The sequence below is a fragment of the Paenibacillus sp. FSL R5-0527 genome (genome assembly GCF_038008055.1).
Lineage (GTDB): Bacteria > Bacillota > Bacilli > Paenibacillales > Paenibacillaceae > Fontibacillus > Fontibacillus macerans.
Genome location: NZ_JBBOYI010000001.1, coordinates 329,934 through 352,682, shown reverse-complemented (window position 1 = coordinate 352,682; position 22,749 = coordinate 329,934). Strand labels below are relative to the sequence as shown.

Sequence of the window (22,749 nt, the reverse complement as noted above, 5' to 3'; positions counted from 1 at the left end):
TTGGGCGCAAAGCAAAAGGCAGCGCTCATCGCGATGATCCAGGAGACCATCAAATCCGAGAAAAAAGCGGCGAAGAAAAAGTGAACATCCTGCCTGGAAAGAAGGTGAAGCCATGGCAAGTGCAGATTACATGTTAGAAATGTACAACAGAATGAGGAGCATTCTTCCTCAGATCATTCAGCCGGCCGAGCAGTCGATTACCGTCTGGGAAGCCTCCGAGCAAGCGATGAACCGTAACGTGGCAACGATGGCGGTATTCCTGGGGGCCCTCAAGCAAATTATATCCACGGAATTGCAGGCGCATCGTGAAGCGATGCAGGCCACGCAAGCGCAAGAGGAATTTAACCAGGAGCTGGACGAGTCCGCCAAGAAGGGGAACAAGCTTGTCGAAGCTTTTAAAAAGATGGACCTGAGTAAGATCGCGGAGACGGGCAAACAGTTCCTTGGCAAGATCTTAAGCGATGGTGCCCAGCAGCAAACCGCGATCGATCAACTTTCCTTCCGTGCCGGCAGCCCGGGGGCGGGGCAGCAGATTTTTGACCAGACAGCCTCGCAGGCGCTGCGGTACGGACAAGATGTGGACACCGCAATGGCCGGTACGCAGAAGTTTATGTCGATTACGACCGATCCCGCGCAACTCGCCGAGCTGAATATGCTGGCAATGCGGCTTGAGCAGCTTAACCCCGGGCAAGGGTTAGAAGGGGCTGCCGATGCGCTTTCGCAAGTACTGTCCGGAAGTACGGAAGGCTTAGGATCTTTCGATATTTCGGCCGGGGCGATCGATAACAGCGGAGTTCAAACGGCGGGGCAGCAGGGTAACGTGAACGGCGTCATCGCGGCGATGGATGAGCTGCTGAACAAACAGCGGATGACGCAGGCAACTTTTGAAACGATGATGGACTCCCCGGCGGTGAAATGGAAGCGGGTGGTAGACACCTTTAACTTCCAGCTCGGATCGATAGGCCGTCAGGGGCTAAACGCGCTTGGGCCAATGTTTGACTCCTTCCTGGAAGTGTTGAACAGCGATGCGTTCAAGAGCTTTATCGACGGCTTGGGGGCAGGCTTAAGCATCGTAGGGTCTTTTTTGGGCGAGGTGGCCGATGGGCTGGCGGCGTTCTTTGGAGCATTCACGTCCAACGGTTCTTCCTCTTATTTTATCGTTCTCGGAATTATAGCGGCCTTGGGGCTGATGACGATCATGCTCTGGGCGATGGTTGCGCCGCTTGTGACCCAAGCGATACTTTGGCTCGCCGCCTATTGGCCGATACTGCTCATCGCCGCCGGAATTGCCCTGCTTATCGGTGTGCTGATGAATTTCGGGGTTTCCGCCGAGCAAATCATCGGCTTTGTCGTCGGGCTATTTTACGGGTTGTATGCCTTTATATATAACGTATTCGCATTAGTTTACAATTTGATTGTCAGCTTTGCCGAATTTTGGATCAACGTATTCAGCAATCCAATCTATGCGATTCAAAAGCTGATTTACGACTTGGCGATGACGTTTGGCGGTTATCTGTATGATATGTTGCGTTCCGCCGAAGATTTTGCCGGCGGGTTTATGAGTGTTATTCTTCAGGCGATTAACGGTGCACTGAAAGGTATTAACAGGTTAATTGAAGGGTTTAACAAGCTGTTTGGCACCGACTACAAGACTATAGAAATGCTTGATGAGAAAAATATTCATGCGCTCAGCGATAAATTTAAGAATAAGTTGGATAGCCTGGTTCCCCCGGAGAAGGCGGATAATGCCGCTGAATTTGGAAGAATGCAATATAAAAATATCGCCGATTCTTCTAAACAAGGATATTCGGTTGGAGCACAGGGCTTTAACGATCTTGCCAATGGTGCAAACTCTCTCACATCCGGCTTTGGGAAGGAACCGGGGGCGGGCTTTACGGGTGCCGCGGGGCAGGGAGCAAACATCACCAACATCGGCAGCGTCGGGAACGTCGGCAGCGTGGACCGTGTTAATGAAACCGTGGATATTTCCTCGGAGGATTTAAAAATGATGCGTGAGCTGGCCGAACTGAAAAATATCCAGAATTACGTTACCTTGCAGCCGTCGATCAGTTTCGGGGATACCCATGTCCGTCAGCAGAGCGACATCAATACGATCATTGCGCATATCACAGAAAAATTAGAACAGGATATCGTCACCTCGGCGGATGCTGTCTATGGTTAGTAGGAGGGATGGATGGTGCGAGTATATGGCGTTGAGTTAAGTTTTAACAACAGGGCCGAGGTACTGAAGCTGCCGATCAACCCTTCCGAAATCAAAGTCAGTGAGTCCGGTCAAGGCAGCTCGTATGATGTGGCCGGGCTGGGCCAGATCAATGTGATTAAGGATCGGGGGTTGACGGAATACAGCTTTAGCGGCTTGTTCCCGGCCCAATGGTATAAGTTTGTGGCGACGGATGACCTGTTGCACCCGGTTGAATATATCAAGATGATCGAAAAATGGATGACCGCCAAGCGGCCGATCCGGTTTATTTTCACCAGTGACACTTACGACATCAATACACCGGCCAGCATCGAGTCTTTTACTTGGAAAGAGGTGGCTGGCAGCGGCGGAGACATTGAATACGACATCCAGCTTAAAAAATACGTTTTTTACGCCGCCCAGAAAATTACCCGGGAGACCACCAACGGGGGCGGCCAGGTACAAAAGAAAACGGCCAAAACCCGGCCCAATGATAAGCAGCAACCGAAGAACTATACGATGGTTGCCGGCGACAGTCTGTGGAAGGTGGCTCAGACGAAGCTCGGCAATGGGGCCCGTTGGAAGGAAATCCAGAAGCTAAACGGAATTAAGGACTCCGACCTGAAACGGCTGCCTGTAGGAAAGGTGCTGAAGCTGCCATGACCATGGCTGTGAAAATCATCAATCGGCAGGGGACCGGCAACGACGCCGAATGGGATGTTAGCGAAATCGTGAAAGGCCTGTCCTGGAAGACATCCCGGATCGGCAAGGCGGGGACTGTTTCTTTTACGCTGATTAAAGGTTCTCCTTTTCAAACCACTAATTTTACGTACAACAATGGGGATATCGTGTGGGTCCGGGTGAATGACACGAATGTGTTCCACGGCTATATTTTCAGCATTGACGAGGGCCGGGACGAAGCCGTCAAGATCACCGCGTACGATCAGATCAGGTATCTAATGAACACCGACACCTACGTATTTACGGGCGTCACGGCGACGGAGGTTGTGCAGCGGATCGCCAAGGATTTTAATCTGAAGCTCGGGACGGTGGCTGATACGAAGCACCGAATCCCGACGATGACCGAGGATGGTAAAAAGCTGCTGGATATCATCGACAAGGCGATCACCTTGACCCTTCACCATACAGGCCGCGACTACTGCCTCTACGACGATTTCGGTTCGCTCTGCCTGCGCGAGGTGAATGATGCCGGGTTGGATCTGATTATCGGCGACGGCAGTCTGATGTACGACTATGAGGTTAAACGCTCGATCGACAGTGATACGTACAACCAGATTAAGTTATATAAGGACAACAAGGAGACCGGTAAACGTGAAATTTACATGGCCAAGGACAGCGTCAATATTAAGCGCTGGGGCTTGCTGCAGCACTACCAGTCGGTAGATGAAGACTACAACACGGCGCAGATCAGCGAGCTTCTGGATAAACTGGCCAAGCTTAAGAACCGTGAGACCAAGTCGCTTAAGGTAAACGCCCTGGGGGATATCCGCGTCCGCGCCGGCATGCGCGTCCGGATTATCATATCGGAATACGGCGTCGATCAGGCGCTGCTGGTGGATGAGTGTTCTCACGACTTCGACGGGGCGGTGCATACAATGACACTGGATTTGAGGGTGGTGTGAATGGCGGATTTACTAGGTACATTGAAAAAAGCTGCAACAGACGCCGTCCATGCCGGCAACCCTGTCGCAGTGCTGTTCGGCGAAATAAGCAAGGTGAATCCGCTGGAGGTAATCGTTGATCAACGGTTTACACTCACTGCGGATTTTTTGTATGTGACAGAACGCTTAACCCGATATGAAATCGATCTAAAACACAACCATACGTTTGACGGAGGAGTTACCCGCGATGCGTTGCCGGAAAAGATCGATCTGCAGCATAACCACACATTTGATGGCGGAATGACCGGCGACGCGCTGCTGGACAAACTCGATTTAAAACACAACCACGCGTACAACGGTGGAATGACGGGGGACGCTTTGCCGGAAAAAATTGTGATCCGCGAAGGTCTGCAAGCCGGTGATGCGGTTCTGTTGCTGAGAGTACAAGGCGGTCAAAAATATGTCGTATGGGATAGGGTGGTGAGCGGATCATGATACCGGAAACAGACGAGAATCTGTTAAACGAGCCGTTAGTGGACCAGCCCATGCCGTCCCTGACTTGGCAAATTGATTTGGGCAAGGGACGCATCGCCGGGAAGACGGACGGCTTGGACGCCATCAAACAGGCGGTATTCAAGGTTTTCCAGACGGATCGCTTTTGGTATGACATCTATTCATTCGATTATGGCCACGAGCTAACGCTGCTGCTCGGCAGCAGCCCGGTATTTGCCCGGTCCGAGGCGAACCGGATGATTCGGGAGGCATTATTGCCTGATGACCGGATCGACTCGGTGGAAAATGTGGAGGTTGAAGTAGATGGCGATCGACTCATCATCCGTTTTACCGTGGTGACAGCGTACGGCAGTTTTGAGCAGGAGGTGAGACGTAGTGTATGAACACATGACTTTTGATTTTATACTGCAGCGGATGCTCTCCCGGGTACCGGATACGATCGACAAAAGGGAGGGCAGCGTTATTTATGACGCATGCGCACCGGCCGCGGCCGAGCTGGCCCAAATGTACATTGAATTGGACGTTAACTACACTCTTTCATTCGTGGACACGGCCAGCGGCGAATATCTGAGCCGGAAAACGGCTGAATTTGGGGTGAACCGCATACCGGCGACGCCGGCGGAGCGAAAAGGGATGTTTTACAACTCGGCCAATGACCTCATGGACGTACCTCTGGGTACACGGTTTGCGATTGCCGATTTGACCTTTACGATCAAAGAGAAGATCAGCACAGGCATATATAAAATGTCCTGTGAGACACCTGGCACGATCGGTAATACGCAGTTCGGTCCGCTTCTGCCGATCGACTATGTGGCCAACCTGACCCGGGCCGTGTTGGCTGAAGTGCTGGTGCCGGGGGAAGACGAGGAGCCGGACGATGTACTCCGGAAACGGTTTTATGAGACCGTCAATGAACCGGCTTTTGGCGGCAATGTCGCCGATTACAAGCAGCGGATCAATCGTATCCCGGGTGTCGGTGCGACCAAGGTTTATCCGGTCTGGCAGGGCGGAGGGACCGTTAAGTGCACCATCATTGCCGCGGACTGGACGCCTCCGTCGCCAGCGCTGGTCGATGAGGTGCAAACGATCATCGACCCCACGGTCAATAGCGGTCAAGGATTTGGTCAGGCGCCGATCGACCATAAAGTGACCATTGCCGGAGTGACGGGCCTCCCGATCAATGTCGAGACGACGCTGACTCTAGCGACAGGAGTGACGCCCGGTCAGGTGCAGGCAGATGTTGAAGCTGTGATTGCGTCTTACCTGCTGGAGCTCCGGAAAGATTGGACCAATCAGCAGCAGATCATCGTCCGGACCGCGCAGATCGATGCGCGAATCCTGACCGTGAACGGCGTCGATGATGTGACTGGGACGACCGTTAATGGATCGGCAGCCAACTTAACGCTGGAGGCCGACGTGGTGCCGCAGCCGGGGACGGTGACCCTCCGTGTCTGATGATCGCATTTTGATCCATCTGCCGGCCTTTTACGGCGACATTGAAGATTTTATCCGGCTGGCCGAAACGGAGACCATCGAGCTTGATTTGGCTCAGGGAGCCATCGGCCAGCTTTTTGATGACCAGTTTGTTGAAACGTCCACACTGCAGGCGATCAAACGGCGCGAGCAGATGCTTGGCATCCAGGCGGACCCCACGAGAGAGACGATGGAGTTCCGCCGGCGCCGCATTCTTAACCGCTACCAGACCAAACCTCCGTTTACCGTCAGATATTTGCAGCGGCAGCTCGACGCACTGGTCGGCAAAGGGATGACGATCGCGTCGGTGGACTATGCCAATCGGGTTTTAACCGTAACGGCCAATGTCGACAACGCGAGTGTGTTCAAAGAGGTTTTGTATACGATTGAAACAACCAAGCCAGCCAATATGGTCTACCAGCAAAATACGGCTCTTCAAGATGTGATCGGGCTTGAGGAACATATCGGCATGAGAGAAATGACATGGAATTATAGGTTGGACGGATTATGGAAACTCGGAGAAAAACCGTTTGTATCTTTCGGACCGGAGGTGCCGATTAAATGATAGCTTCAAATTTGCTACACGATATTGCCGATTATGTAAATGGCCGGGTAGCCAAAGTGGTCATCAACAATTCCTATACCATCACCGATTTTGAGGTTAAGACGGTGAACGAAAATGTCTTAATCCTCAATTATATTGTTCCGGTCTCTGAGGTATCCCTGATTACATTAGTGGAACTTAAGGATGCAGCGGATAATGTTATGAGTAGCAATGCTGTCAACGTGCCGATTACGGCGGACCATTTAATGCTGCAAACTATTGAGATTAAGGAGGGGAATTAAGCAATGGCCAAAACAGACTGGAAGAATTCGGATATTGTTAAGCCGGATGATATGAACCAAATCGGACAAGAAATCAATCATCTGCACACTGAATTTAACGATCGCCTTGATATAATCAAAACCTCCGGCATGACGCTGCAGCCCGGCTTGCAGGTGGTCAATGCGGCGAAGGATGCCCGGTTCCGTCTCGGCGAGGTACGGGGGAAAACGCTTGTATCGCCGTCACCCGACCTTTTAGGTGGGAAAGGGAATTTTGAGACGAATGACGACCTCGCTCCATTCTTCAACACTCCGAAGGTAAGAAGGGTGGAAACAGGGGGGGTTGACAACTCGAAATGCCTTGAAATCGAGCTGGAGGGGACGGCGGGATCAGGTGGTTTGAGCCGAGCTATACAGGTCGCATCGGGAAAGTATTATGTTGCTGTTGCCATGATCAGGAACGTCACGACAGCGCAATGCGCTATAGGAATCCAGGGGGTACAGGGGGCATTCGTCACAAGCAAGGAATACACACCGGCGTTTTTAAGGTTTACAAAGACTCAAGTAGTAACTGGAGAGAGTACGCGCGTCGGCCTGATGGCGCAAGGAGCCGCAGGAAACACGGCACGGATGGACAACCTGAGGGTATACGAGATTTCAAAGGCTGAGTACGATGCACTCGCTACGATGACAACGGAACAGGTTTCCGAGAAATATCCATTTGGCCTAATTGGTATTCGTGGTGTTGACGGTCCGTATGTGATCGGCACAGCGGATAATTTGCTGCCGCCGTTTTATGCGTGGGGTAATGAAGATTATGGCGGCGGTAAGTCCATAGTACACGGCCCTTATATGGTAGAACAGCGGTATAAGGACCCCTCTAACCGGGCGCGGATGTCAACGAAGATCCCCGTTATACCTGGGCAAACTTACACACTAAGTTACGAAATAGCTAAAGATCCACCGAATGTGCCGGACTCTCTATTTTTCTATTGGATGGATGCCGACCAAGTACGGTTGCCCGGGCAAGACGTGGGCGATCGCAACTATCAAGGAGAGCATACCGCACCTGCAAATGCTTTTTACATGGAAATGCTCATTATTGACGATGATTACGGCACTGGTTCGTTGTGGAAAACCCAGAAGGTAGCCAATCCAATGCTTACCGCCGGCCCCGAATCCCAATCGTTCAAGCCACAGCGAAAATCCATGCTTGCGTTCCAAACGGAGTTGCACGCAAACCCATCGGATAGCAGCGATCCAGACTTATTGTTTGAGCAAAACGGGCAGAATTTCAAGCTGGCGAAGTGGAAAAAGGTTGTGCTGGATGGATATTTGCCGTGGGTGTATAGCTCTAGCTTTAACGGATTTAAAGAAGTCAGGTTGCCAATAACAAATTTCGTAAGTGGCAGTGGCTACTGTACAAAATATAACGGTGAGGACCTATTAAATAGGAGCGGGGGAGTAGCTGACCCTACAGGGCCAGACCAATTCAACTTATACAGCAACGGCAATCTGTATTTAAGCATATCGAACATGGACAGCGGTTGGGGGCCAGACTATACGCCGACTCAAGACGAGATTAAGGCGTATTTTTTTGGCTGGGTTATGTACGACGGAACAACTAATAATGCAACGCCTGATAATCCTGCAAATAACTTTTACAATGGAACAGGCACAAAAGCTTGGACTCGTAGAACAGACGGAGTGACTAGATTGTGGTCGGATTGGACGGGCACACTTCCGACTAATCAAGCACCTAACTGGACGCCATACCAACTCTTATACCGCCTAGCAAAAGAAACCGTCGAACCCGTCGTATCCGAAGGAGAGCTGACGCTGGCCGAAGGTGACAACATAGTAGAAGTCGGTACGGGAATTGTGATGCGTGAGCGTGCTAATCCATTTCGTGGAACAAACGGAAACGTAGTTATAAATTCTACGTATACCGGAACCAATGAATCCGGTATAAGGGAGGATAGCTCCAAACTTAAATTCAAAGTTGATAGAATTTTGCACGCGTATAAAAATAGTCAATCCGATGATTTTTCATGGACTGTTCAAGAGTACGAATATTCGTACGGAAATCAGCGACTCTTTGATACGGAAGGTAAGCGTTATGATCCCTCCGCAGCCTACAGTGTAACCTACCTCAAGTTGGACAAATCACCGATCCAGCCGATTACCGGCACGCTGGCCGCGAACGAAAAGGCACAGATCAGCGACCTGACAGCAGGCGTGGCCGAGGCGTTGCAGCGGATTTCCGCGGTCGAAATGAAGAAGGCCGAAAAGGACGCGTCGGGGTGGATTATGCCGACATTGCTTAATGGGTGGGTTAATTATGACGGCCTTAGATATTCTGATGCCGGATTTATGAAGGATTCTATTGGATACGTTCATTTGCGTGGAATGATTTCTGGAGGGGCCATGAATCCGGGCGTTGTTATTTTCAAGCTACCAGAAGGGTACAGACCTAAAAAACACGTGATGATCGGAGCAGTCTGTTCTGACGGGGAAATTCCTTATCCGGCATTAGTTAATGTGTCCCCTAACGGCGACGTATCCCTGACTCGTATCGGGTATAATAGGTTCCTCTCGCTTTACCTGCCGCCATTTTCAGCCGAACAATAAAAGGAGGGATCAACTTGAAAGCTGCACCTAAAATTGGCCTTGACGGCCTCTATATCGATGACGCCATCGTGGACGATGCCTTTTCCGGCGTCGTCCCTTTTTATGCCGATCCACCCGGGGCGGATCAGTCGCTCTAAACCGATGCCGCGGCGGCGGAGCGGCCGGAAAAGCCAGAGTCTCAGCCTGCCGGGTTTATCGTCGGCGTGCCGGTTCCGGCCGGGCTCTATCTGCCGCGCTGCATCCGTCGGCGGAGCCGACCAAGATGGAGCGCCTGCAGGCTGAAAATTTGAGCTGAAACAGGTGATCGCTGAGTTGGCTGAAGCAAACGAAGCTGATAAAACGAAAATGCAGCTTATACTTGCGGAGCTGGCCGAAATGCTTGTTGTTGGATCGGGAAGTGAGGGAACAAATGGTTAAAATTTATTTTGATCTGATTAAGAAAAATCTAAAAATCGATTGACAATGTACCTCCGTGCTAGAAAGAGCAGGTGCAAGGAGTTGTTTGACGCTGACGTTGAATAGGTGTTTTTTATTTTGCCCTCGGAAACGATCCGAGGGCTATGTTTTGAAGGGACTTGATTATAACACCATATGCCTCTATTGACTATGTCACTCTTTTCTCAATCCTAACAACCATTTCTGTATATTATCGGCCTTTAACTTTATTGGTTCATCTTCTGTTCCAACAAAAATATATTGAGCAGATATTTCATCAATTCCTTTCGCATCTTTAAAGCTTGCTCCATAGAGAAGGGCCCCATCAAATATAGCACCTGTCAGGTCTACATTGTAAAAATTAGTGTAACTTAAACTCGCTCTTCGAAAAGAAGCCCGGCGCATATCTGATCCGGATAAGTCAGCAAAGCTAAGATTTGCGTCGTCAAAAGACGCCTTTATTCCAATACAATTCTTCAAAATTGAATTTTTCAAAGACGCATACAGTTTTACTCAACATACATTCCGACAAATTCGTTTCATCAAACGAAGAACCTAAAAAGTAGCAATCGCTCATATCATTATTTGTCAGGAATGAGTTGCTTACAATTGAATCAACAATTTCAGAACAACTTAGATTCAACTCCGTTAGATTTAGTTTACGTATCTCTTTTTTTACTATTTCTAACTTTTTTCCACTTTCCCCATCCGACTGTGCCCAGAGGTGATGGCTCAAAAACATATCCTTAATATCCATGCAATACTCCTTTTCGAGTATATCTCTGGACAACAATTTAAAATATACTTAGGATTTTGTTTTAAAAAACTACAGCATATTTTCCCGTCTTAAACTTTTCAAAAGTTTTTGGTCAATATATGAGTCTGTTATCACTGAAAAATCGTCTGAATTGTTGTGGAGGCCATGCGACAGTATAAATTTTTCTCCGTTATCCATAACTATCTCCACACCAACCTCATTTGGTAATTCGGCGAGCAAGGCATTTTGTGGGTCGCGCTTAATAATATTCACCATACTTATTTTCTGCCCTACTATTCGGCCCCAATAAGAATTACTGTATTGTTTATCCAGGGCACTAATAGCGTAGAGTTCTGGATCGTTTTCGAGGGGCTCATTAGTGGTGTAGCCTGTATCATCTTTTTCAACCCATATAATAACCGAATTTTGCGCTGGGTCGCTGTCAGCTCCAATGACTAACCCCGATTGAAAACACATTAACACCGGTCCTGCGGTTAGTGAAAATACTTCTTCTTCTGGAATTTCACATTGCTCTACGGCATTACTACTTTCCCACCAATCCATTGAGTTCCCCCATTTCAATGCGATTCTCTTTTAGCAGCTTCAATTAAGTAGATCTATCATTCTCAAGTTATTCTAAGTCTGCTTTGAGTCTCGGCCTGTATTAATGCTCTCAGAGGATGTTTCTGTTCAATAAGAATTTTTATTCTAGAGCTTGAAAAAAAGGCCAACTTCGGCACACTCTGACCAAAAGTCGACCTGTGAACATCTTTTATTTTGTTATATTATTTATCTGCTCATAAAATCCTACTGATTAAAACAACAGTAACATTAAATCAAACTGTTAGATAAGGCATAGTCTATCATATGATAAAACCCCTGAAACTCTTGTACTAGTGAGCCAGACGGTTTATCTAATTCGACATAAATATCTCTTTCTCTATCATAACAATACCAACTTATATTCCCGTCCCCAAAAAACATGTAGGCCTTTTGGTGCTCGTTTTCGTACCAAATTTCATTGGTCTCGATGTATCCAGTTACTTCCTGGTTAGTATTTTCATCATTAGTTATCGTATCATCAACGCCATACAAGACTAAACCGTTATATTCAATTCCATTAATATAGGACAAAAACTCAATGTATTCTTTGGGCAGTTTGTAGTTAAAAAGTTTAGTGACTTCTTCTTGAAAACGTTCCAAATGTGTCACTGAACAACCTGAATTTAGAAATCTATTTCTTTTTGCTCTTCGTGCTTTAATTTCTTCAATCTTATCTGTCCACATAATCTTTGTTATACCTTTCTATTCCCCCGCGGAAATTGAGTTAAGGATAATAGCTTCCCATATTTCATCAGGCTTTGTTATATTTTTTATCTGCTCTAATAATTCTACAGTTCCTTTAATATAAACTTTCGTGCTATTTTCAAAGTAGCAAATTTCATCATGAACTGAGCTTGTTAATAGCGCATGAGTATTTATACTCTTCATCAGGTTGAATATAATTTGAAGCGCATTACTATAGGTGAAGCGTAAATCTGATTCTTTATTAAAGTCGAACAAAATAACCTGATTGTACTCAAAGTCTCTCTCTAACAAGGTCATTTCATAAATATTATAAGGTGGTTTTTTATTCTTAATTAAGGCTATGGTAAAACCTAACAAATCATAGGTTGTATCAAATTCAATTATATTCTCATCAATAAGGCTAAATTCAACCTCGCTTGCCAACTTATTTATTTCATTTTTTATTATCAGTTCATTGACCTCGTATCCGCTTAACTTTAATGAAAACTGAATTGACATACTTATTCATAACTCCTTTAATCATTAAGGATAAATAGAAATAACCTTCTCTTCTTTTGTTATTACAATAACTTCTTTCAGGCCCTCTATAGGATAATTACGTAATTGTTCTACTATAGAGTCTGTATTTCCTTTCCAATCACTTAAGTTTAGTATAACTCTGTCAGCCTGCTTTTTCGTAATAACTTTTTCCTCTATAGTGCTTCCAATACTTCTTGCAGATGTTTTTTCAGCAGGTGAATAGCAATCAAACAATTCTCCTTCTAATCTATAATCTGGATTACGGGTTATTCCTTCTATTTTTGGGTTTTGTTCGATGTCATAACCGTGTTTAGCCAGAATTTCGGCTGCTTGATTTTCTCTGGCCAATGAACGCTTTGTAGCTTCATCGTCTTTAGGGCTAATTTTAGTTTTTGGCCCTTTTGGAGTTGCATGGGGATCAGGTTGTTTGCTAGGTTTTATTTTAGTTATACCTTTGCCAATCTCCCCATCTAGTCTCCGATTTTTTTCCTCATAAAATTGAATAAAATTCTTCTGCCGCTCATTTTTAGGGAGGGGCGGGATATCGTTAGGACCGGGCCCGGTGATAGGAAATGTACTCCCTTCGGGAGTGAAGGCCACAGGGGTTTGAGTAGGTTTAATCCTCGGCAACAACTCAGCCAGCTTCTTCGACGTCTTCGCCGAAAGCTTGGCCCCGGATTTGACTGCGCCGTTCACCAGCGTTAACGCCATGACGGCTTTGGTCAAGGCACGGCCATAGGTTACGCTATCGTCGTAGGTAGCCTGGCCGCTGAAGATTTTGTCGGACAGCTCATTGATTTGTTCAAAAGGAACGACGAATTCTTGGGCTAACCCTTCGCCGACTGTATTTTTAACGTCATCGTAGGTGATCTCGCCGCCGGCGATCGCTTTACCCAGATCGTAATATCCCGGGATGGTTTCTGTCCAGAACTGCAGGCTGGTTGGCTGAACGCTTATTGCGTACTCAATCAAATCTTTGGCATCTTCACCAATTTGCTTGACGATGCCCTCCCCAACGCCCACCGTCGTGAAGGCAGCGCTCATTCCGCGGGTGTCCAGGTCCGGATTATTGCGGATGCCTAGCCCTCTCTCGGCATAACCCAAATCCAACAGTTCTTTCGTAATTTTGCCGTCCACTTCAAATTGGTAGCCTTCAAGGCCGAACATGTCCCGGCGCACCGCGGCCACCGAGCTAACGGTATTCGCAATGTGCTGATATCCCGCGACCGCGATCAGAAATTCCTCATTGTACTGTCCGGTGACTTCGCCGTGATAGATGTTCATGTCTTTTAAATATTGCTGCATCTTGCGAATGTCTTCCTCGGGAACCTCCCGGTTATACGTATCGAGTTGTTCCTGGAGATTTCGTCTTTGCTCGGCGGCCTTAAGGACAGCGGCTTCGATTTGATCGTAGTGGCTACGCGCCCATTCCCGGTACACGGCGTTCAGCATTCCGGCTGCGATGACAAGCCGCAGTTCGCTTTCCTTCGGCATTGGGGATCTGTCCTGTTTGAGCGGATTGTATGCGCAGGCGTCCAAAGGCGAGCCTTTTTGGAACTCCGCCAAGCTGACTTCTTCCTTGAACCACTCCTGCGATACGCCCAAATCGGCCAACACCTTGCGACACTTCTCGGCCTCTTGATGGGCCTGCTCCATGTACATCCGGTTTCCATAGGCCATGTAAATACGGTAGGCCGCCTGGCTGCGGGCGATTTCTTCAAAACTTTTCGCGATAATCTCAAGTTCTCTTCTTGCGTTCAACTGCTCCTCTGCATTTCCGATGTCCAAGCTAGCCAAAAGAGCTGCGATCCGCGCATCATCTTTGACCGGGGCGAGCCGGCTTTCGAGCGACCATTCCTGAATCTTCATCAAAGATTCTTTGATCAACTGCAGGATGGAGGGATACGCTGTCGTAGCCGTTTGTGGGCCCGCTCTATCCCCTGCCGCAATGCCTGCAAACCGGTTCAACCCGCTCTGGAGCAGCCCCTTTAAAGTAAACACCGGCGGTTTCTTGGCCCGGGTTAACGCCAGCATCTCTTTTTCGGTTTGCCGATATTGGCCGGCGGCCATCGTCAGAGCTTTCGCCTTGCTCCTCATATGATCGTCCAATTGCATCGACAGCGACATGATCTTTTGCAGCCGATCCCTTGCCGCCCGCGCCGCCGAGCGCACGTTATTTTCATGATAAGCCGATTCTACACTGCCGATCAGCCGGTTCAGTTCCCGGTACATCCCGGTGTTCGTCTCTTCAAAAGTCTGCCTTAACCGGTCCAGTTGGCGAGACAACTGCTCGATTTGATCGGGATTTACCTTTTGCAACATGCTTGATCTCCGCCTTTAGGTGGACGTATGAACTCGGTAAAATTTACCACCACCCAGTATATTCACGGGTATTCTACCAATATGAACCAGGCTGAACAATAGATACATCGTACAAATTTCGTTATACGAAAGTCCCATTATTGCGGCTTAACACGGTGCGTTCCAATCACAGGCTATCCAGCCGACTAACAACGGACTAATAACCGACTAGCAACCGACAACCGCTCGCTAACAGATGACAGGCCCGCGAACATGACGTTCACGGGCCTGTCTTTTGCTCACCCGAATCTGCCTATCAGCGCTTTCCACCCAACAATTTTTCCGTAAGCCAAGGTTTGATCACGGGTAACACCACATCAGGCTGCATTGCCTTCGTATGATCCATGCCGCTCCCCGGTAAAATTTCAATATCCCAGCCGTTTTCGCTCAACAGACTCTGGTTCCTTTTCAAGCGCCCAACGATGTCGACAGAAACATTGCCGAAGTTTTCGCCGTAAACGATTGTGTCCTGCCCCCCGGCAAAAGCGAGCTTGGGAATCGGCAGCTTGTCCAGAACGCTTCTGTCGTCAAAGTCTATCAAGCTTCGGTACAACGTCATAAACTGCTTGGTTACGGACGGATCGATCGTGACGTTGATGTTATCCCAATCGAAATCCGCCGGATTTTCGGGGGCCGCTTGCTGGGGAACCGCATTTTGCTTTTGCTGCAGCGCTTGCTGATAGGTTTTTTCGGTGACGGCCAGCATTTCACGGTACGGCCCTTCGCAAGGCGGGAAGCCGCCCATGATCAAACTTTCCAAACGATCCGTCCTGACCGCCAGCTGCAATCCAGCAAGCGCCAGCCAGGAATATCCGTAGTAGCTAAACTGCCGGATGTTCATTTCATCCGCGATGTGCAGGAAATCGTTCACGATATGCTCCGGTGTGAGGTCGTCCGGAACGGGGTTTTGAAACAAGTGCCCTTCATAATCGAAAAATAAAACCTGAAACCGGTCGGCGAGCCCTTCCACAAAGCGCTTTCCTGACTCCGGGTCAACGCCCCACTGCTTTAAACTTTCGGCCTCTTGACCGTATACCGGTTTTTTGGCGACGGGCAGCATGATCGTTTTGGGGTTCGATTGTCCGGCAAGCAGCCCCACTTCGATGACTGAGTTATCGGGCAGAGTTATCGTTTTTTTCAACACAAATCACTCCTTAGGGCGGTTATATTATCATGGTATAACATTCATGCAATCTTTCGCTTTGCCGCTCATCATGGCTTGGTATTCGTGTTATATTAATGGTCAATATTAACGCAGCACTTTAGGGTTTAAATTTAACCTTCGAACTGGGGTGCAGGAATGAACGAAGTATATACACCGAAACAAATAGCAAAAATGTTAAACATCAGCACCACGACTTTGCGGAGATACGAGGAACAGGGGCTGATTCCGGATGTCCATAGAACGGCCAGCAACCGCAGATGCTACCTGCCTGTTCACTTACAGGCTTTTACCGTGATCCGAACGTTGCTTCAAGGATATGACATCCCGGTGGTTTATGAGGTGATGCGAAATATTAAAAAGGGGAACACGGTGGAGGCTTTCTGGCTAATCAACCGGCAGCTGCACGCCCTGCAGGAAGAAAAGCAGAGAGTGGCAGAAATTTTAACGATGATCAGAAATACGGATTTCTCCAAATACCGCAACATCAAGGTCGCGGAAGCAATGAAAATCGGGGAAGTCGCCGCGTTGGCCGGCGTTAATCCTTCGGCGATCCGGCACTGGGAGAAGGAAGGACTGATCAAATCGGAGAGAGATCGGGAGAACGGGTACAGAATGTACACCGTATCCGAACTGAAGAAGATCATTGTGATCAGCAGTCTGCGAAAAACGATCTATTACATCGAAAATATGAAACAGTTGCTAAATGAACTGGAAACACAGCATTACACGAAAGTGGAGCGGTCTTTTCAACTGGCTCTGCAAAAATTAAATCATCAACTTGCGACCCGATTCCAAGGCATTGCCGAATTGATGAAATATGTGACTCTTTATCGCGAACAAACTTCGTTCCGGCAAACTTGACCTCTCCCGTAATGACGTTTTCCCAAGCCCTTCCGGTTAGCTCAAGCCCGGCAACAAATCTCTCATCAGCCGCTAAAAAGAAGGAGGTACAAGTGTATGCTTGTTTTCTTTACCCTCATTTGCCTCGTGGTGCTCCTCGCCGTCGGCTTCGATTTGTTTATGAAGCTGTACCCGCCCTTTGGCGGCAAGCCGTCGCCCGCAGAGGTGGAGCGTTACCGGCAATCCCCCAACTACAACGGAAAAAAGTTCGAGTACCCCCTGCACACGCAGTTGATGGCGCCGTTGCCCGGCAGTTTAGTTACGGCGCTGAGCGAATACCTGCAACGCAAACCGCATCTGAGGCCGGACCGGCCCCTCCCGCAGGTCAAGCTGGATCGGCAGGCGATCGAAGGGATCAAGGAGGACACGGTGATCTGGTTTGGCCATTCGGCCCTGCTGATGCAAATTGGGGGGACGCGGATGCTGCTGGACCCGATGTTTGGTCCCTCTTCATTTCCGATCAAGGGAATGGGCGGAAAAAGATACAACCAAGAGCTGCCGTTCGGAGACCTGGACGAGCTTCCGGCGATCGATGCCATCGTTTTGTCACACGATCATTACGATCATCTCGACTACGGCACGATCAAGCGGCTGAAGGACCGGGTGAGCCGGTTTATCGTGCCGCTTGGCGTCCGCTGCCATCTGGAGCGGTGGGGCGTCGAGCCCGAGCGGATCAGCGAATACGACTGGTGGGACGAGCTGGAGTTTCGAGGCGTCCAGTTGGCCTGCACACCGGCCCGTCATTTTTCCGGCAGGGGGTTGTTTAGCCGCGACGGCGGATTATGGTGTTCATGGGTCATCACGACGCCGGAGACGAGGGTGTTCTACTGCGGGGACAGCGGGTACGGGCCCCATTTCAAGGAAATCGGCGAAAAATACGGCCCGTTTGATCTCACCTTGATGGAGTGCGGCCAGTATGATGACCGGTGGATTGACGTCCACCTGCTTCCTGAGCAGACAGTGCGGGCCCATCTGGACGTCAAGGGGAACGTGCTGCTTCCGGTCCATTGGGCCGCGTTTACGCTGGCGATGCACAGCTGGTACGATCCGGTCCGCCGCCTGACCGAAGAGGCGGGGCGGCGGGGCGTCCCGATCACAACGCCGAAAATCGGGGAGCCCGTCAAGCTGGGCGCGTCCGAATACCCGGCCGAGGCGTGGTGGAAGTAGAGGAGGGCGGACCAAGAGTACGGACGCAAAGGGGAGGGGGGCTTTTCCGGAAGGATGCGAACGGTTAAGATCGAGACCCACGATCCCTTGCGGAAAAGCTTTTTTTGTGCGGACAGAGTGCTCTAGCCCATTGCCGCCCAGCGCCTCCCGTTGCCGCCTAGTGCTGACCAGCGCCACCTAGCGCTGCCTAGTAGCCGCTTAGTGCTGCTCAGCGCCGCTCAGCACCGCTCAGCGCCGCTCAGCACCGCTCAGCACCGCTCAGCACCGCTTAGTGCCGACCAGTGCCGCCTAGTGCTGCTCAGTACCGCTTAGTGCCGCCGAGCGAAAATAACGCCCTTTTTCGTCGCTATTTTCGTCATTGAGCGAAAACCGGATCCAACAGAGGACTTTTGGGTCGTTATTTCAGTGGGAGGGCGGTCAAAAGCCGGTTTTTTCGTGGGCCCGAGGGAAATAGGTACATAAATGTCCGCTATTTGGAGAACAAGGGGAAAGTCCGGCTCAATAGCGGCGTAAATTACCTTTATTTCCAGGATAGCGGTATCGATGGCGTTACGGAGGGGCGCAAAATGCCGCAAAATGCCATGAACGGCCGCGCCTTAGTTATCCCAAGCCGCCGCGGCTTTCTCTCCAGCCCAAAAGGAACGGGCTGGCCAGCCTAAAGGGCCCGATTTATAAAACCAAAAGGACTGGAGCTATATTCGGCTCCGGTCCTTTTTACACGGCGGCGTACCGGTCTAGCTCACAGCTTAACCCAGGCCACCAGCCCGTCGGGCTGATCCGGGTTGATGCCGTGGCGTTCGGCGTTGGCCAGAGCGGCGATTTGCGGGATAAAAATAAACGGAATGCCCCGCACCGCAGCGTCCAGCGGCCGGTCCGTCGTGATCGCGAGGTCGACGATCTCATGAGGCACCGCCGCCGCTCGATCGGCAAACGCGATCACGGTGGCGCCGCGGTCTTTGATATCGCGCATCAGGTTGCGCTGATGGTCGATGCCGGTATCCGACAGGGCCGCGATCACTAGCGTATCCGGTCCAACCGTCACCATCGGGCCGTGGCGGACGTCGAGGAGATGGTAGGCGTGCGCTTGCGTCTTGGCGATTTCGGTCAAGGCGATCGCGCCCTCGGCGGCCAGTCCCTGCAGCTCGCCATCCGCCAGTACAACGGCGTTTGTCCAGGCGAAATCGCACGCCCGGCGGATGCCGTCCTCCACGCGCGCCATGTAGGCTTCGCCCTGGTGAATAGCCGCCTGCATATCGGCAATCAGCGCCTCGTCTCCGGCCAGGAAGGCGGCTAGTAGGAGGTTGGCCGCATACAAGTTGACGACTGTGCGGGTCTGGCAGACACTATGGTCAAAGGCCCACGGCAGTTCGAGAGAAAAATCGGCCGTTAAGGAAAGTGGAGAATCTTCCACGCAGGAAATTGCCAACACAGGAATGCGCTTTTCATCGGATTGGATCAACCGCAGCGCTTCAACCACCTCGCTGGTGCTGCCGGACCGTGACGGCGCGATCGCCAGGGTGCCTGCCAACATAGGGCGGTAGCGGTCGGTATGGAGCATCAGGTCGCCGGCGGCCAGGGAAACCGCAGGCAGGCCGGCGCGCAACCGGAAGGAGAAGGAGGCCGCTTCGCTCAAGCAGTAGCTGGAACCGGAGCCAACGAAGGTCACAGAGTTCCCCCCTTGCGCTCGAACAAATGCCGTAAACTCAGCACGCTTGGCCAGCATATAATCGTAAGTCTGCTGCAAGGCCGTATATTGGCCTTTTATTTCACTGTACGTCAAACTCATAAAAGGTACCTCCCGTAAATGAATTAAAATGACGCTTTATGTCAATTCTATAATCATTTCGATCAAAAATGCAATAAAAAAGATTGTTTTAATCAATAAAACAGAATGAAATTTGCGAAATGAGTAATAAATTTTTACAAAATGATTGATTTAATCAAAATAAACGATTATTATGATCACAAGCACAAGATTCATCCAAGCATCAATCATCCGATTTATCAACCCGCAGTTGCAATCATTTGTCTAGTGGACCGATTCAAAAATAACGTGAACGTTGGTGAAGTGACGGCAAATCGCACCGCATACCGCATGCTGTATACCGCACTACCACATACCGCGTGAAGGCTAACGGACATGAACGACCTTATTTGCCCGAAAAGACGCCGATTTTTATTCTAACGGACAGGAGAGCCGCTATTTGCCCAAAAAATTTCGGATACGTGCTCATCCATGCCAATAAGGTCTGTGGTGTCCGTTACGGCATCGAAAATGGTTGTCTCACCGAAATAACGGCGCTGGTGTCCGTTAGGATTTTGGATTGCGGTACCGTTGCGGTTACGATCACAGTTGCAGATACGGTTACGGTTGCAAGCTACAATCTACGGTTACGATCACAGTCACAGTCGCAATCACAATCAAAGCCGCGGTCGCACCAGCCGCACCTACACACGTTATTCCCGAATCGCTCCACTAATGAGGGGAGGGGGTTAAACTCGTTCAAACCGCCGCCAGCCGAGCCCAAATAGGGGTGCCAATGCCTTCTCATAAAGAGGGTTGCCAGGCCCGCGTATAAAAGGGCCACATGGCCTTCGTGTAAACGGGCTCTCAACGTCTCTTTCCAATAACGAGGCCCTGGTGCCCCCTTCACACCCGCTGCGCGGCGAAACCTTTTAAGGGGGAAAGGATATGCCACTTATCTCGTCTACTGAAATGCTGCAAGCGGCCCGCAGGGATAAATACGCTGTCGCCGCCTTTAATGTGCACACTCTGGAGATGCTTCAGGCGGTCGTGGAAGCGGCGGTGGAAATGGACTCCCCGCTGATTATTCAATCGACGGTGGGCACCGTCAAACATCTGGGTGCGGATTACCTCGCCCATGCGGCCAAAACCGCGGCGGACCGGACGGGTCTGCCCATGGCGCTGCATCTGGACCACTGCACGGACTTTCCGACGATTATCCAATGCATCCGCGCCGGTTACACCTCGGTTATGATCGACGCCTCCATGTTTCCATTTGAGGAAAACGTGGAGCGGACCAGCAAAGTGATGGAGATCGCCAAGGCCTCCGGCGTAAACGTGGAGGCGGAGCTCGGCAAGGTCGGCGGCGTCGAGGATGACATTGTCGTCGATGAGCGGCAAGCGTCGTTGGCCGATCCCGAAGAATGCGCGCTGTTCATCGAACGCACCGGCGTGCCTACGCTGGCGCCCGCGATCGGCACCGCCCACGGCATTTACAAAGGCCGTCCGAATATTGATTTTGCGCGGATTGCGCGGATCGCGGACCGCGTGTCCGTTCCTTTGGTGCTGCACGGCGGGTCGGGCATTCCGGCCGAGCAGATTCATCAGGCGGCCCTACTGGGGATGTCCAAGGTGAACATTGCCACCGAACTGCGCATCGCCTTCTCCGACGCGATCAAAGGCGTGTTTGCGGCCCATCCCGAAGAAAACGACCCGCGCAAATACATGGTTCCGGCGAAGGAAGCGGTCAAACGGCTGGCCATGGAAAAAATGCGGCTCTGCGGCTCCGTGGGAAAAGCGGGGAAAACCGGCACGACCGCAACAGCAGGAAAAACAACCGGAACAAGCGGCACGACCATAGCAGCCGGAATTGTTGAAACAACCGGAACAACCGACACGACCGCAACATCCGGGATTGTTGAAGCAACCGGAACAACCGGCAAGACCGGCGCAGCCCGATGATAACCACGGTCACACTTCATGCGGCCATCGACCGCACGTATTACGTCGATGAGTTCAGCCTGGGCCAGGTGCACCGGGTTGCCCGGCAAGTCGATGAGCCCGGCGGCAAAGGCAACAATGTCGCCAAGGTGATCCGACAGCTCGGCGGCCAGGTCACCGCCACCGGCATCATCGCCGGCGCGAGCGGCGCGTTCATTGAACGCGGCCTGGCCGAACGGGGCATAGAGACCGCTTTTGTCCACGCCCCGGGAGAGTCGCGGGTCTGCCTCAACATTCTGGATGAGTCCAGCGGAAGCTCCACCGAGCTGCTCGGGCAGGGACCGGCCATCACGGAACCCCAGATTGCCGCGATCAAGGAAACGCTGCACAGTCTGGCCCAAAAATCCAGCATAGTCGTGCTCTCCGGCAGCTTGCCCGCGGGCGCGCCGGAAAATATGTACGCGGAACTGATCAACATCGTCCGGTCCGCCGGCGCCAAGGCCTTTCTGGACACCGGCGGAGCGGCCTTCAGTGCCGGGCTGACCGCGTCGCCCCGCTTCGTGAAGCCCAACGAGCAGGAACTGGCCGGATGGCTGGGACGCGAACCGCGGGAGCTAAGCGAATGGGTCCGGGCTGCCCAACTGCTGGCCGATCAGGGAATCGCCGAGGTGTGCGTCACGCTGGGCAGCCGCGGAGCCGTGGCGGTTCTGGATGGAGCGGGGTATGTGGTGACGCCGCCGGCCATTCGTCCCGTGAATGCCGTGGGCTGCGGCGACGCTTTTGTGGCCGGCATGGCGTATGCGGAGGAACGCGGCGATTCGGCCGCAGACAGACTGCGTACCGCCGCTGCGGCGGCCGCGGCGAATGCGATGTCCGCCAAAGCGGGGGATATCGATTACCGTCTTTTCCGGGAGTACGAGAGTCAGGTACAAATCATAGCTTTGTGAAGGGGCCGGCAAAAGCGTGCGGAAGCACGTTTTTCTAACGGATTTTGTAGCAGGATGCGGGTTCATTTCGGCGTATTGCAATCTATCCTTTCATCCTCCACAATAGAGCTAACACGGGCTGTACGGCCCAGATATATCAAAGAGGATGTTCAAAAAGTCATCTTTTGATCACGAAGTAGAATCAAGGAGCTTACTCGACATCGAATCTTGAATCAGCCGGGTGGGGCGGATGCTTCCGAAG

At 50.9% G+C, this 22,749-nt stretch carries 21 protein-coding genes and 1 pseudogene; 14 read left to right on the top strand and 8 right to left on the bottom strand.

Features of this window, described 5'->3' with window-relative positions:
- Positions 1-112 precede the first annotated feature (112 nt).
- From NYE69_RS01515 to NYE69_RS01470, 10 genes are read left to right on the top strand one after another with little or no spacing between them, the layout of a single operon-like run.
- Entirely contained in the window at positions 113-2,182 is a 2,070-nt protein-coding gene (locus tag NYE69_RS01515; RefSeq protein ID WP_328269661.1) for a hypothetical protein, read from the top strand.
- Between the two features lie 12 nt (positions 2,183-2,194).
- Complete coding sequence (locus NYE69_RS01510) at positions 2,195-2,863, top strand: LysM peptidoglycan-binding domain-containing protein (protein ID WP_328269660.1); 669 nt, start codon at positions 2,195-2,197, stop codon at positions 2,861-2,863.
- Positions 2,860-3,843 (top strand): XkdQ/YqbQ family protein, encoded by a 984-nt coding sequence (locus NYE69_RS01505; RefSeq protein WP_328269659.1) that lies wholly within the window; start codon positions 2,860-2,862, stop codon positions 3,841-3,843. Before NYE69_RS01510 ends, NYE69_RS01505 begins: the two co-directional genes overlap by 4 nt.
- On the top strand, positions 3,844-4,317 hold the full coding sequence (locus NYE69_RS01500; protein ID WP_328269658.1) for a DUF2577 domain-containing protein: 474 nt from the start codon (positions 3,844-3,846) through the stop codon (positions 4,315-4,317).
- The gene (locus tag NYE69_RS01495; protein ID WP_328269657.1) at positions 4,314-4,718 is read left to right on the top strand and encodes a DUF2634 domain-containing protein; all 405 of its coding nucleotides are present in this window, start codon (positions 4,314-4,316) and stop codon (positions 4,716-4,718) included. Before NYE69_RS01500 ends, NYE69_RS01495 begins: the two co-directional genes overlap by 4 nt.
- Positions 4,711-5,790, top strand: a complete 1,080-nt coding sequence (locus NYE69_RS01490) for a baseplate J/gp47 family protein (protein WP_340923100.1) — start codon at positions 4,711-4,713, stop codon at positions 5,788-5,790. The genes NYE69_RS01495 and NYE69_RS01490 overlap by 8 nt, the downstream gene beginning before the upstream one ends.
- Positions 5,783-6,373, top strand: coding sequence for a putative phage tail protein (locus tag NYE69_RS01485; RefSeq protein WP_328269655.1), 591 nt, complete (start codon positions 5,783-5,785; stop codon positions 6,371-6,373). Before NYE69_RS01490 ends, NYE69_RS01485 begins: the two co-directional genes overlap by 8 nt.
- A complete protein-coding gene (locus NYE69_RS01480) occupies positions 6,370-6,654 on the top strand; it encodes a ketopantoate hydroxymethyltransferase (RefSeq protein ID WP_328269654.1) in 285 nt (94 codons plus the stop codon). Before NYE69_RS01485 ends, NYE69_RS01480 begins: the two co-directional genes overlap by 4 nt.
- A gap of 3 nt (positions 6,655-6,657) precedes the next feature.
- Positions 6,658-9,264 carry a hypothetical protein gene (locus NYE69_RS01475; protein ID WP_328269653.1) on the top strand — a complete coding sequence of 869 codons (2,607 nt, stop codon included), beginning with the start codon at positions 6,658-6,660 and terminating at the stop codon, positions 9,262-9,264.
- A gap of 14 nt (positions 9,265-9,278) precedes the next feature.
- Positions 9,279-9,401 (top strand): hypothetical protein, encoded by a 123-nt coding sequence (locus NYE69_RS01470; RefSeq protein WP_328269652.1) that lies wholly within the window; start codon positions 9,279-9,281, stop codon positions 9,399-9,401.
- A 472-nt stretch (positions 9,402-9,873) separates the two neighbouring features.
- Here the strand turns inward: NYE69_RS01470 and NYE69_RS33580 are convergent, their stop codons facing one another.
- The 7 genes from NYE69_RS33580 to NYE69_RS01440 all read right to left on the bottom strand — a co-directional run bounded on the left by NYE69_RS33580 (position 9,874) and on the right by NYE69_RS01440 (position 15,785).
- Entirely contained in the window at positions 9,874-10,179 is a 306-nt protein-coding gene (locus NYE69_RS33580) for a pentapeptide repeat-containing protein (protein WP_445744807.1), read from the bottom strand.
- Positions 10,145-10,456: a hypothetical protein gene (locus NYE69_RS01465; protein ID WP_328269650.1), complete on the bottom strand. Its 312-nt coding sequence runs from the start codon at positions 10,454-10,456 to the stop codon at positions 10,145-10,147. Before NYE69_RS01465 ends, NYE69_RS33580 begins: the two co-directional genes overlap by 35 nt.
- Positions 10,457-10,525: 69 nt before the next feature.
- Positions 10,526-11,020, bottom strand: a complete 495-nt coding sequence (locus tag NYE69_RS01460; protein WP_328269649.1) for a hypothetical protein — start codon at positions 11,018-11,020, stop codon at positions 10,526-10,528.
- A 267-nt stretch (positions 11,021-11,287) separates the two neighbouring features.
- Positions 11,288-11,743 carry a YrhA family protein gene (locus NYE69_RS01455; RefSeq protein ID WP_328269648.1) on the bottom strand — a complete coding sequence of 152 codons (456 nt, stop codon included), beginning with the start codon at positions 11,741-11,743 and terminating at the stop codon, positions 11,288-11,290.
- Between the two features lie 18 nt (positions 11,744-11,761).
- Positions 11,762-12,262, bottom strand: coding sequence for a hypothetical protein (locus tag NYE69_RS01450; protein WP_328269647.1), 501 nt, complete (start codon positions 12,260-12,262; stop codon positions 11,762-11,764).
- Between the two features lie 24 nt (positions 12,263-12,286).
- Positions 12,287-14,605 (bottom strand): CdiA C-terminal domain-containing protein, encoded by a 2,319-nt coding sequence (locus tag NYE69_RS01445; protein WP_328269646.1) that lies wholly within the window; start codon positions 14,603-14,605, stop codon positions 12,287-12,289.
- Between the two features lie 295 nt (positions 14,606-14,900).
- Complete coding sequence (locus NYE69_RS01440; protein ID WP_328269645.1) at positions 14,901-15,785, bottom strand: alpha/beta fold hydrolase; 885 nt, start codon at positions 15,783-15,785, stop codon at positions 14,901-14,903.
- A 159-nt stretch (positions 15,786-15,944) separates the two neighbouring features.
- Between NYE69_RS01440 and NYE69_RS01435 the strand changes: the two genes are divergently transcribed.
- The gene (locus tag NYE69_RS01435; protein WP_328269644.1) at positions 15,945-16,670 is read left to right on the top strand and encodes a MerR family DNA-binding transcriptional regulator; all 726 of its coding nucleotides are present in this window, start codon (positions 15,945-15,947) and stop codon (positions 16,668-16,670) included.
- A 96-nt stretch (positions 16,671-16,766) separates the two neighbouring features.
- Positions 16,767-17,876, top strand: coding sequence for an MBL fold metallo-hydrolase (locus NYE69_RS01430; protein ID WP_316560358.1), 1,110 nt, complete (start codon positions 16,767-16,769; stop codon positions 17,874-17,876).
- 739 nt (positions 17,877-18,615) lie between these two features.
- On the opposite strand, the gene NYE69_RS01425 is transcribed toward NYE69_RS01430, so the two are convergent.
- Positions 18,616-19,662 (bottom strand): SIS domain-containing protein, encoded by a 1,047-nt coding sequence (locus NYE69_RS01425; RefSeq protein WP_270619873.1) that lies wholly within the window; start codon positions 19,660-19,662, stop codon positions 18,616-18,618.
- 906 nt (positions 19,663-20,568) lie between these two features.
- Here NYE69_RS01425 and fba point away from each other — a divergent pair.
- Together fba and NYE69_RS01415 are read left to right on the top strand one after the other, a co-directional pair.
- Positions 20,569-21,420 (top strand): annotated as a pseudogene (gene fba, locus NYE69_RS01420) (class II fructose-1,6-bisphosphate aldolase); the annotation flags it as partial.
- Between the two features lie 158 nt (positions 21,421-21,578).
- Positions 21,579-22,508, top strand: a complete 930-nt coding sequence (locus tag NYE69_RS01415) for a 1-phosphofructokinase family hexose kinase (RefSeq protein WP_270619872.1) — start codon at positions 21,579-21,581, stop codon at positions 22,506-22,508.
- The last annotated feature ends 241 nt before the right edge of the window (positions 22,509-22,749 follow it).

Coding starts and splice junctions, on each gene's coding strand:
- NYE69_RS01515 (WP_328269661.1), top strand. CDS start 113: ATGGCAAGTGCAGATTACATGTTAGAAATGTACAACAGAATGAGGAGC.
- NYE69_RS01450 (WP_328269647.1), bottom strand. CDS start 12,262: ATGTCAATTCAGTTTTCATTAAAGTTAAGCGGATACGAGGTCAATGAA.
- NYE69_RS01430 (WP_316560358.1), top strand. CDS start 16,767: ATGCTTGTTTTCTTTACCCTCATTTGCCTCGTGGTGCTCCTCGCCGTC.
- NYE69_RS01505 (WP_328269659.1), top strand. CDS start 2,860: ATGACCATGGCTGTGAAAATCATCAATCGGCAGGGGACCGGCAACGAC.
- NYE69_RS01445 (WP_328269646.1), bottom strand. CDS start 14,605: ATGTTGCAAAAGGTAAATCCCGATCAAATCGAGCAGTTGTCTCGCCAA.
- NYE69_RS01500 (WP_328269658.1), top strand. CDS start 3,844: ATGGCGGATTTACTAGGTACATTGAAAAAAGCTGCAACAGACGCCGTC.
- NYE69_RS01480 (WP_328269654.1), top strand. CDS start 6,370: ATGATAGCTTCAAATTTGCTACACGATATTGCCGATTATGTAAATGGC.
- NYE69_RS01460 (WP_328269649.1), bottom strand. CDS start 11,020: ATGGATTGGTGGGAAAGTAGTAATGCCGTAGAGCAATGTGAAATTCCA.
- NYE69_RS01495 (WP_328269657.1), top strand. CDS start 4,314: ATGATACCGGAAACAGACGAGAATCTGTTAAACGAGCCGTTAGTGGAC.
- NYE69_RS01455 (WP_328269648.1), bottom strand. CDS start 11,743: ATGTGGACAGATAAGATTGAAGAAATTAAAGCACGAAGAGCAAAAAGA.
- NYE69_RS01425 (WP_270619873.1), bottom strand. CDS start 19,662: ATGAGTTTGACGTACAGTGAAATAAAAGGCCAATATACGGCCTTGCAG.
- NYE69_RS01415 (WP_270619872.1), top strand. CDS start 21,579: ATGATAACCACGGTCACACTTCATGCGGCCATCGACCGCACGTATTAC.
- NYE69_RS01475 (WP_328269653.1), top strand. CDS start 6,658: ATGGCCAAAACAGACTGGAAGAATTCGGATATTGTTAAGCCGGATGAT.
- NYE69_RS01510 (WP_328269660.1), top strand. CDS start 2,195: ATGGTGCGAGTATATGGCGTTGAGTTAAGTTTTAACAACAGGGCCGAG.
- NYE69_RS01465 (WP_328269650.1), bottom strand. CDS start 10,456: ATGGATATTAAGGATATGTTTTTGAGCCATCACCTCTGGGCACAGTCG.
- NYE69_RS01435 (WP_328269644.1), top strand. CDS start 15,945: ATGAACGAAGTATATACACCGAAACAAATAGCAAAAATGTTAAACATC.